This window comes from Streptomyces durocortorensis, assembly GCF_016901035.1.
GTDB lineage: Bacteria > Actinomycetota > Actinomycetes > Streptomycetales > Streptomycetaceae > Streptomyces > Streptomyces durocortorensis.
In genome coordinates this window covers 1-7851 of the sequence record NZ_JAFEUF010000281.1, presented here as the reverse complement: position 1 = coordinate 7851, position 7851 = coordinate 1, and the positions used below count along the sequence as shown (strand labels likewise).

At 72.8% G+C, this 7851-nt stretch carries 2 protein-coding genes; both read left to right on the top strand.

Features of this window, described 5'->3' with window-relative positions:
• Nucleotides 1-2 precede the first annotated feature (2 nt).
• Entirely contained in the window at nt 3-6941 is a 6939-nt protein-coding gene (locus JS521_RS31275) for a type I polyketide synthase (RefSeq protein ID WP_307847980.1), read from the top strand.
• A gap of 2 nt (nt 6942-6943) precedes the next feature.
• On the top strand, nt 6944-7851 hold a 908-nt coding region (locus tag JS521_RS31270; protein WP_239488105.1), incomplete at its 3' end, for a beta-ketoacyl synthase N-terminal-like domain-containing protein.

Below are 7851 nucleotides of genomic sequence, written 5' to 3'. Positions count from 1 at the left end.
GGGTGCCGTTCTTCTCGTCGGTGTCGGGGGAGCGGTTGGACACTGCGGGGCTGGACGCGGGTTACTGGTATGAGAATCTGCGGGGCAGGGTGCGGTTCGGGGATGCGGCGGATGGGTTGCTGGCTGATGGGCGGTCGGTGTTCCTGGAGGTCAGTGCGCATCCGGTGCTGGCGGTGGGTCTGCAGGAGACGATGGAGGCTGCGGGCCGTTCCGGGGTGGTGCTGGGCACGTTGCGCCGGGGCGAGGGCGGGTCTGAGCGGTGGATGACCGCGCTGGCCGAGGCACACGTCCACGGCCTCCCCGTCAACTGGGCGCAAGTGCTGCCGAAGGCCGACCCCGTCGACCTGCCCACCTACGCCTTCCAGCGCTCCCACTACTGGATGACCGACCCACCCCAGGCCGCACACACCACCAGCACCACGGACACCGACCCGGCCGAGGCGGACTTCTGGGAAGCCGTCGACAGACTCGACCACGAACAGGTGGCCGACACCCTGCGCCTGGACTCCGGTGACGGCCTGGACACCGTCCTGCCGGCCCTCGCGGGATGGCGCCGGGACCGCGCCGAACACACCGCCGTCAACTCCTGGCGCTACCACGTCACCTGGCAGCCCGCCGACCGCACCCCGCCCGGCATCCTCGACGGACGCTGGCTCCTGCTGCACACCAAGGGCGTCGACACCGGCCACGCCGAACGCTGCGCCCGGGCGCTGCGGCAGGCGGGCGCGCAACCGATCGACGTCACGGTTCCCGACGACGCCCTCGACCGATGGGGGCTCAGCGAACTCCTGCGCCACGCCGCCGAAGGAACCGAGGAGGCCGAACCTGTCACCGGAGTCCTCTCGCTCCTCGCCGACGACCGCCGCCCCCACCCCGAGGACGGGCACGTGTCCGTCGGCCTCGGCGCGACCCTCACGGTCATCCAGGCACTGGCCGACGCCGAGGTCACCGCCCCCCTGTGGTGCGTGACGACCGGCGCCGTCGCCACGAACCGCGCCGACCGGATCCTCGACCCCGCCGCCGCCCGGCTCTGGGCACTGGGCCAGGTGGCCGCGCTCGAACACCCCGAGCGGTGGGGCGGACTGATCGACCTGCCCACCGACCCCGAGCCCCGTGCGATGGCCCGACTCGCCGCCGTGCTCACCGCAGCCGACGACCAGGTCGCCGTACGGCCCGAAGGCGTCTACCTGCGCCGCCTGCTCCACGCCCCGGCCACCGGCTCCCTGCCCGGCAGAGCGGCACCCGAAGCGGTGCTGATCACCGGTGGCACCGGCGCGCTCGGCGCCGAGACCGCCCGTATGCTCGCCCGCCGGGGCACCCGCAAGCTGGTACTGACCAGCAGGAGGGGGCCCGACGCGCCCGGCGCCGCCGAACTGGTCGCCGAACTCGCCGATCTGGGAGCCACCGCCGTCGCCCTCGCGTGCGACGCCGCCGACCGCGACGCACTGGCCGCCCTGCTCGCCGAGCACCCGGTCACCGGAGTGGTGCACGCGGCCGGAACCGATCAGGCCATACCGCTCGACTCCACATCCGTACCCGTCCTGGCCGAAGGACTGCGGGCCAAGGCCGTCGGGGCCGAACACCTCGACGCACTCCTCCCCGACGCCGAACTGTTCGTACTGTTCTCCTCGATCGCCGGAGTGTGGGGGAGCGCCGGTCAGGCCGCCTACGCCGCCGCCAACGCCCACCTCGACGCCCTCGCCACAGCCCGCCGGGCCGCCGGCCGGAGCGGCACCGCCGTGGCCTGGGGCTCCTGGGCGCAGATCGGCATGGCCGCCCGGGACGGCGCCGACGAGTACCTGAAGCGCCGGGGCCTGCGACCCATGCCGCCGGAACTGTGCGTCACCGCACTGGAACGCGCGATCGACACCGACGACACCTGCGTGGTCGTCGCGGACATCGACTGGGCACGCTTCACCCCCGCCTTCACCAGCCGGCGCCCCAGCCCGCTGCTCTCCGCCCTGCCCGAGGCCACCGAGGCCCTGGCCGGAGAACCGGCCGCCGAGGACGGAGCCACGGCCGTGCGGACCCTGCTGGCCGGGCTGCCACAGGCGGAGTGGGCCCACACCGTCCTCGACCTGGTCCGCCGGGAGACCGCAGCGGTCCTCGGCTACTCCGAACCGGTCGACGCCGAACGCCCGTTCAAGGACCTGGGCGTGGACTCCCTTACCGCCGTGGCCGTCCGCAACCGGGTGGCCGGCGCTCTCGACCTGCGCCTGCCCACGACGCTGGTCTTCGACCACCCGACCCCCTCGGACGTCTCCCGCCACATCCTCTCGCTGGTCAGCGGCGACGACCGTGAAACGGTCACGACAGCCGAGGTGTCCGACGAGCCCCTGGCGATCGTCGGCATGGCATGCCGCTATCCGGGCGGCGCCACCTCCCCCGAGGAACTGTGGCGGCTGGTCACCGAAGGCATCGACGCGGTCGGCGGCTTCCCCTCCGACCGCGGGTGGCCGACCGACGACAAGGGCCCCGACCCCTACACCCGCGTCGGAGGCTTCGTACACACCGCCACCTCCTTCGACGCCGACCTGTTCGGCATCTCGCCGCGCGAGGCCATGGCGATGGACCCCCAGCAGCGGCTGCTGCTGGAGACCTCCTGGGAACTGTTCGAGCGCGCCGGACTGGGCCCGCACACCGTGCGCTCGACCCCCACCGGCGTCTTCATCGGCGCCTCACCGTCCGGTTACGGAGTGGGCATCACCGCCCCCGGCTCCGAAGGGCACCTGCTCACCGGAATGTCGGGCGGCGTACTGTCCGGCCGGGTGGCCTACGTCTTTGGGCTGGAGGGCCCGACGCTGACCGTGGACACCGCATGCTCCTCGTCCCTGGTGGCGCTGCACCTCGCGGCCCAGTCGCTGCGCGCCGGCGAGTGCACCATGGCCGTCGTCGGCGGAGCCGCGGTGATGACCAGCCCCGGAGTCTTCTCCGAGTTCGCCAGACAGGACGGCCTGGCCTCCGACGGCCGCTGCAGGGCGTTCTCCGCCGACGCGGACGGCACCGGCTGGGGCGAGGGCGTCGGGCTGCTGCTGGTGGAGCGGCTCTCCGACGCGCGCCGCAACGGGCACGAGGTACTGGCGGTGGTGCGTGGCTCCGCGGTGAACTCCGACGGGGCCTCCAACGGCCTGACCGCACCGAACGGCCCTTCCCAACAGCGGGTGATCCGGGCGGCCCTCGAAACGGCCGGTCTGGAGCCGCACGAGGTGGACCTGGTGGAGGCCCACGGCACCGGCACGCGGCTCGGTGACCCGATCGAGGCACAGGCACTGCTGGCCACGTACGGGCAGGACCGGGACGCGGACCGCCCGCTGTGGCTGGGATCGCTCAAGTCCAACATCGGCCACACCCAGGCGGCGGCCGGCGTCGGCGGCATCATCAAGACGGTCATGGCACTGCGGCACGGCGTGCTGCCCCGCACCCTGCACGTGAGCGAGCCCACGCCCGAGGTCGACTGGACGACGGGCGCGGTGAAACTGCTCACCGAGGACCGCCCCTGGCCGGAGCTGGACCGCCCGCGCCGCGCAGGGGTGTCCTCCTTCGGCATCAGCGGCACCAACGCCCACGTGGTGCTGGAGCACGCCCCCACTCCGACAAACAGCCCCGAGAGCCCCGCACAGCGGGCGACCCCACCCCTGATTCCGTGGGTACTCTCGGCCCGCAGCCCGCAGGCCCTGCAGGAACAGGCCGTCCGGCTGGCCGAACGGGTCACGCGGGACGACACCCTCCACCCGCTCGACGTGGCGGCCTCCCTGGCAGGCGGCCGGGCCCACCTGGAACACCGGGGCGTGGCCGTAGGACACGACCGCGAGGCCCTGCTCACCGAACTCTCCGACCTCGCCGACGCCGGCCACTCGACAGTCCGGGACGCTGCCGAACGCGGCCGTCTGGCGCTGTTGTTCTCGGGTCAGGGGTCGCAGCGGCCGGGGATGGGCCGCGAGCTGTATGAAGCCTTCCCGGTCTTCGCGGATGCTTTTGATGCGGTGTGTGCCCGGGTGGATGTGGGCCGGCCGTTGCGTGGGGTGGTGTTCGGGGAGGACGCGGGTCTGCTGGAGCGGACGGTGTTCGCTCAGGCGGGGTTGTTCGCTGTGGAGGTGGCGCTGTTCCGGCTGGTGGAGTCCTGGGGGGTGACCCCGGATGTTCTGGTGGGGCACTCGGTCGGTGAGCTGGCTGCCGCCCACGTCGCGGGGGTGCTGTCTCTGGACGACGCGTGTGCCTTGGTGTCGGCGCGCGGCAGGCTGATGGACGCGTTGCCGGCCGGTGGGGCGATGCTGGCCGTGGGGCTGGCCGAGGAGGCACTTGTCCTGCCGGACGGGGTGGATCTCGCGGCGGTGAACGGGCCTGCTTCGGTGACGGTGTCGGGTGACGCGGAAGCGGTCGCCGGCCTGGAGGAGCGGCTTCGGGCGGGCGGTGTGCGGGTGAAGCGGCTGGCGGTTTCGCACGCGTTCCACTCCCGTTTGATGGAGCCGATGCTGGCCGAGTTCACCGCGGTCGCCGAGTCGTTGACGTATCACGCCCCGCAGATCCCGGTCCGCACCACCGCCCCTGGTGACCTGGCCACCCCCGGCTACTGGGTGGGACAGATCCGCGAACCCGTCCGCTTCGCCGACGCGGTCCGCCAGGCCCATGACGCCGGGGTCACGCGGTTCTTGGAGCTGGGCCCGGACGGGGTGTTGTCGGCGCAGGCGGGGCTCTGTCTGGCTGAGCACTCCGAGGTGACGGTTGTGCCGTTGCAGCGTTCGGGCAGCGACGGTGTGAGGGCTCTGTTCGCCGGGATCGCGGGAGCGCACGTCGCCGGGGTGCGGTTCGACTGGGGCGAGGTCCTCGGCTCCCTGGGCGGTCACGTCGTGGACCTGCCCACCTACGCCTTCCAGCACCAGAGGTACTGGCCGCTACCCGCGTCCGCAGGCGCGGCCGACGGGCAGGGCACCGATGACGCCTTCTGGGCCGCAGTGCGCGGTGGCGACGCGGACGCCGTTGCCGGACTCCTCAGCATCGACCACACCGAGGACCGGGAACAGCTCGACGACACGCTGGCGAAACTCGCGGGCTGGCACGACCTCTACTCCTCCCAGAGCCTGCGATACCGAGAGGAATGGCAGCCCGTCTCCGTCCCGGTGGACCCGGTTCTTGTGGGCAACTGGCTGGTGCTGGCACACCCCGAACACGAGGCGACCGCCGCCGACTGCGCCGAGGCGATCCGTCGCAGCGGCGGAACCCCGCTCGTCCAGGTGATTGACCCAACTGACGCCGCGGCCGAACTCCGGCAACTGGTGGAGAACTCCTCCTCCGGCCGCCTCTGGGCGGGAGTGCTGTCACTGCTCGGACTGGCCGAGGACACCGCCGTAACCACCGGACTCGCCCTCGTCCAGACGCTGGCCGACACCGACACCCGCCTGTGGTGCGCCACCCGTGGCGCCGTGGGGCTACCCGGCGAGGAGCCACCCGGGAAGGGCGGCCACGCCCTGTGGGCGCTGGGCCGGGTGGCGGCGCTGGAACACCCCTATCTGTGGGGAGGACTGATCGACCTGCCCATGACCGGGGTCAGCGACGCCTCGCTGGTCGCGGTCCTCTCCGGGGTTACCGCCGAGGACCAGGTCGCCCTCCGGGACGTACCACTCGCACGACGGCTGGTCACCGCGCCTCCGGTCACCACCACGCCCTGGCGCCCCCAGGGCACGCTGCTGATCACCGGCGGAACGGGTGCGCTCGGCTCCCGCATCGCCCGGTGGGCCGCCCTCGGCGGTGCCACACGACTGGTACTGGCCGGCCGGCGCGGTGCCGCCGCACCGGGCGCCGGCGAACTGGTCACGGAGCTGACGGAACTGGGGGCGGAGACCGCGGTGGTCTCCTGCGACCTCGCCGACCGGGACGCCGTCGCCGCGTTGCTGGCCGAGCACTCGCCGAACGCCGTGGTGCACGCCGCGGGCGTCGGCGGCCTGGGAAGGCTGTCCGAACTCACCGAGGAAGACCTCGCGGCGGCCCAGGCGGGAAAGGCAGCCGGCGCCGAGAACCTGGACGAACTCTGCGGCGACCTCGATGCCTTCGTGCTGTTCGGGTCGGTCGCCGCCGTCTGGGGCGGCGCCGGACAGGGCGCGTACGCCGCCGCCAACGCCCGGCTGGAGAACCTGGCCCTGCGACGGGCGGCCCGCGGGGCACCCGCGACCTGCGTCGCTTTCGGCGCTTGGGGCGGCGAGGGCATGGCCGAGGGCGCGGACACCGAACTCGCCCGCCGGGGAGTTCTGATGATGGACCCGGACCGGGCGCTCGCCGCCATGGCCGACGCGGTCGCGGACACGGCCTCCACGGTCACGGTGGCCGACATCGACTGGCCGGTGTTCGCGCGGACGTTCACCTCCTCCAGGCCCAGCTCCCTGCTGGCCCGGCTGGAGGGCGGCGCAGCCTCCCACGGGGCGGAGGAGGCCGCAGCACCCGGCGACCTGCGCACCGACCTTCTCGCCCTGCCGCAGTACGAGTGGTCCGACACCGTCCTGGACCTGGTGCGGGCACAGACCGCACTGGTGCTCGGGCACACGCACGGCGGTGACATCAAACCCGACCTGGCTTTCCGGGACCTCGGCTTCGACTCGCTCACCTCCGTGGAGATGCGCAACCGGCTCACCGCGCTCAGCGGCCTGTCGCTGACCGCCACGGTGGTCTTCGACTACCCGACACCCGCCGAACTCGCCGAGCACCTTCTTGAAGAGTGCGGCATCGCCCCGGACAGCGACGAGGGCGAGGCGGACGAGGAACAGCGCGTTCGCGCCGCCCTGGCCACCGTACCGACGGTCCGGCTCCGGGAGGCCGGACTGCTCGAACCCCTGCTGAGACTGGCAGGAAAGAAGACGGACGACGTGGGAGAGCCGACCGCGCACGCGGTGGACGAACTGGACGGCGAGGCACTGCTGAAGCTCGTCGAAGCCAACGACGGGGAGCACTGATCATGGCGGCGTCCGCCGACGAACGTTACGTCGAAGCCCTGCGCACCCTGATCAAGGAGAACGAGCGGCTCAAAACCCGCAACCAAGAGCTGGTCGTCGCCGCGCACGAGCCGATCGCCATCGTCGGGATGGCCTGCCGGCTGCCCGGCGGGATCGACTCGCCCGAGTCGCTCTGGGACCTGGTGTCCGCCGGAGGAGAGGGCATCAGCGAGTTCCCCGCCGACCGTGGCTGGGACCTCGGCTCCCTGTACGACCCGGACTCCCGGGGCGAGGGCACCTCGTACTCCCGGCAGGGCGGCTTCGTCCACGACGCGGGACGCTTCGACGCGGACTTCTTCAGCATCTCGCCCCGCGAGGCCGCCGGGATGGACCCGCAGCAGCGCCTGCTCCTGGAGGCCTCCTGGGAGGCGTTCGAGCGAGCCGGGATCGACCCGAAAAGAGTCAAGGGCAGTCCGGTCGGCGTGTACGTCGGAGCCGGGACCTCCGGCTACGGCATCGGCGTCCCCGTCGCCGAGGAGGCGGCGGGCTACGCGCTGACCGGTACCGCAACCAGCGTGCTCTGCGGCCGGGTGGCGTACAGCTTCGGCTTCGAGGGGCCGGCGGTCACCGTGGACACGGCCTGCTCGTCGTCCCTGGTTGCGCTGCACCTGGCCGTACGCGCGCTGCAGGCCGGCGAGTGCTCGATGGCCCTGGCGGGCGGAGTCACCGTCATGGCCACCCCGGCCGCCTTCGTCGAATTCAGCAGGCAACGCGGTCTGGCACGTGACGGCCGCTGCAAGGCGTTCGCCGCCGCCGCCGACGGCACCGGCTGGAGCGAGGGCGTCGGGGTGCTCCTGGTGGAGCGGCTCTCCGACGCGCGCCGCAACGGGCACCGGGTGCTGGCGGTCGTGCGCGGCAGCGCGGTCAACTC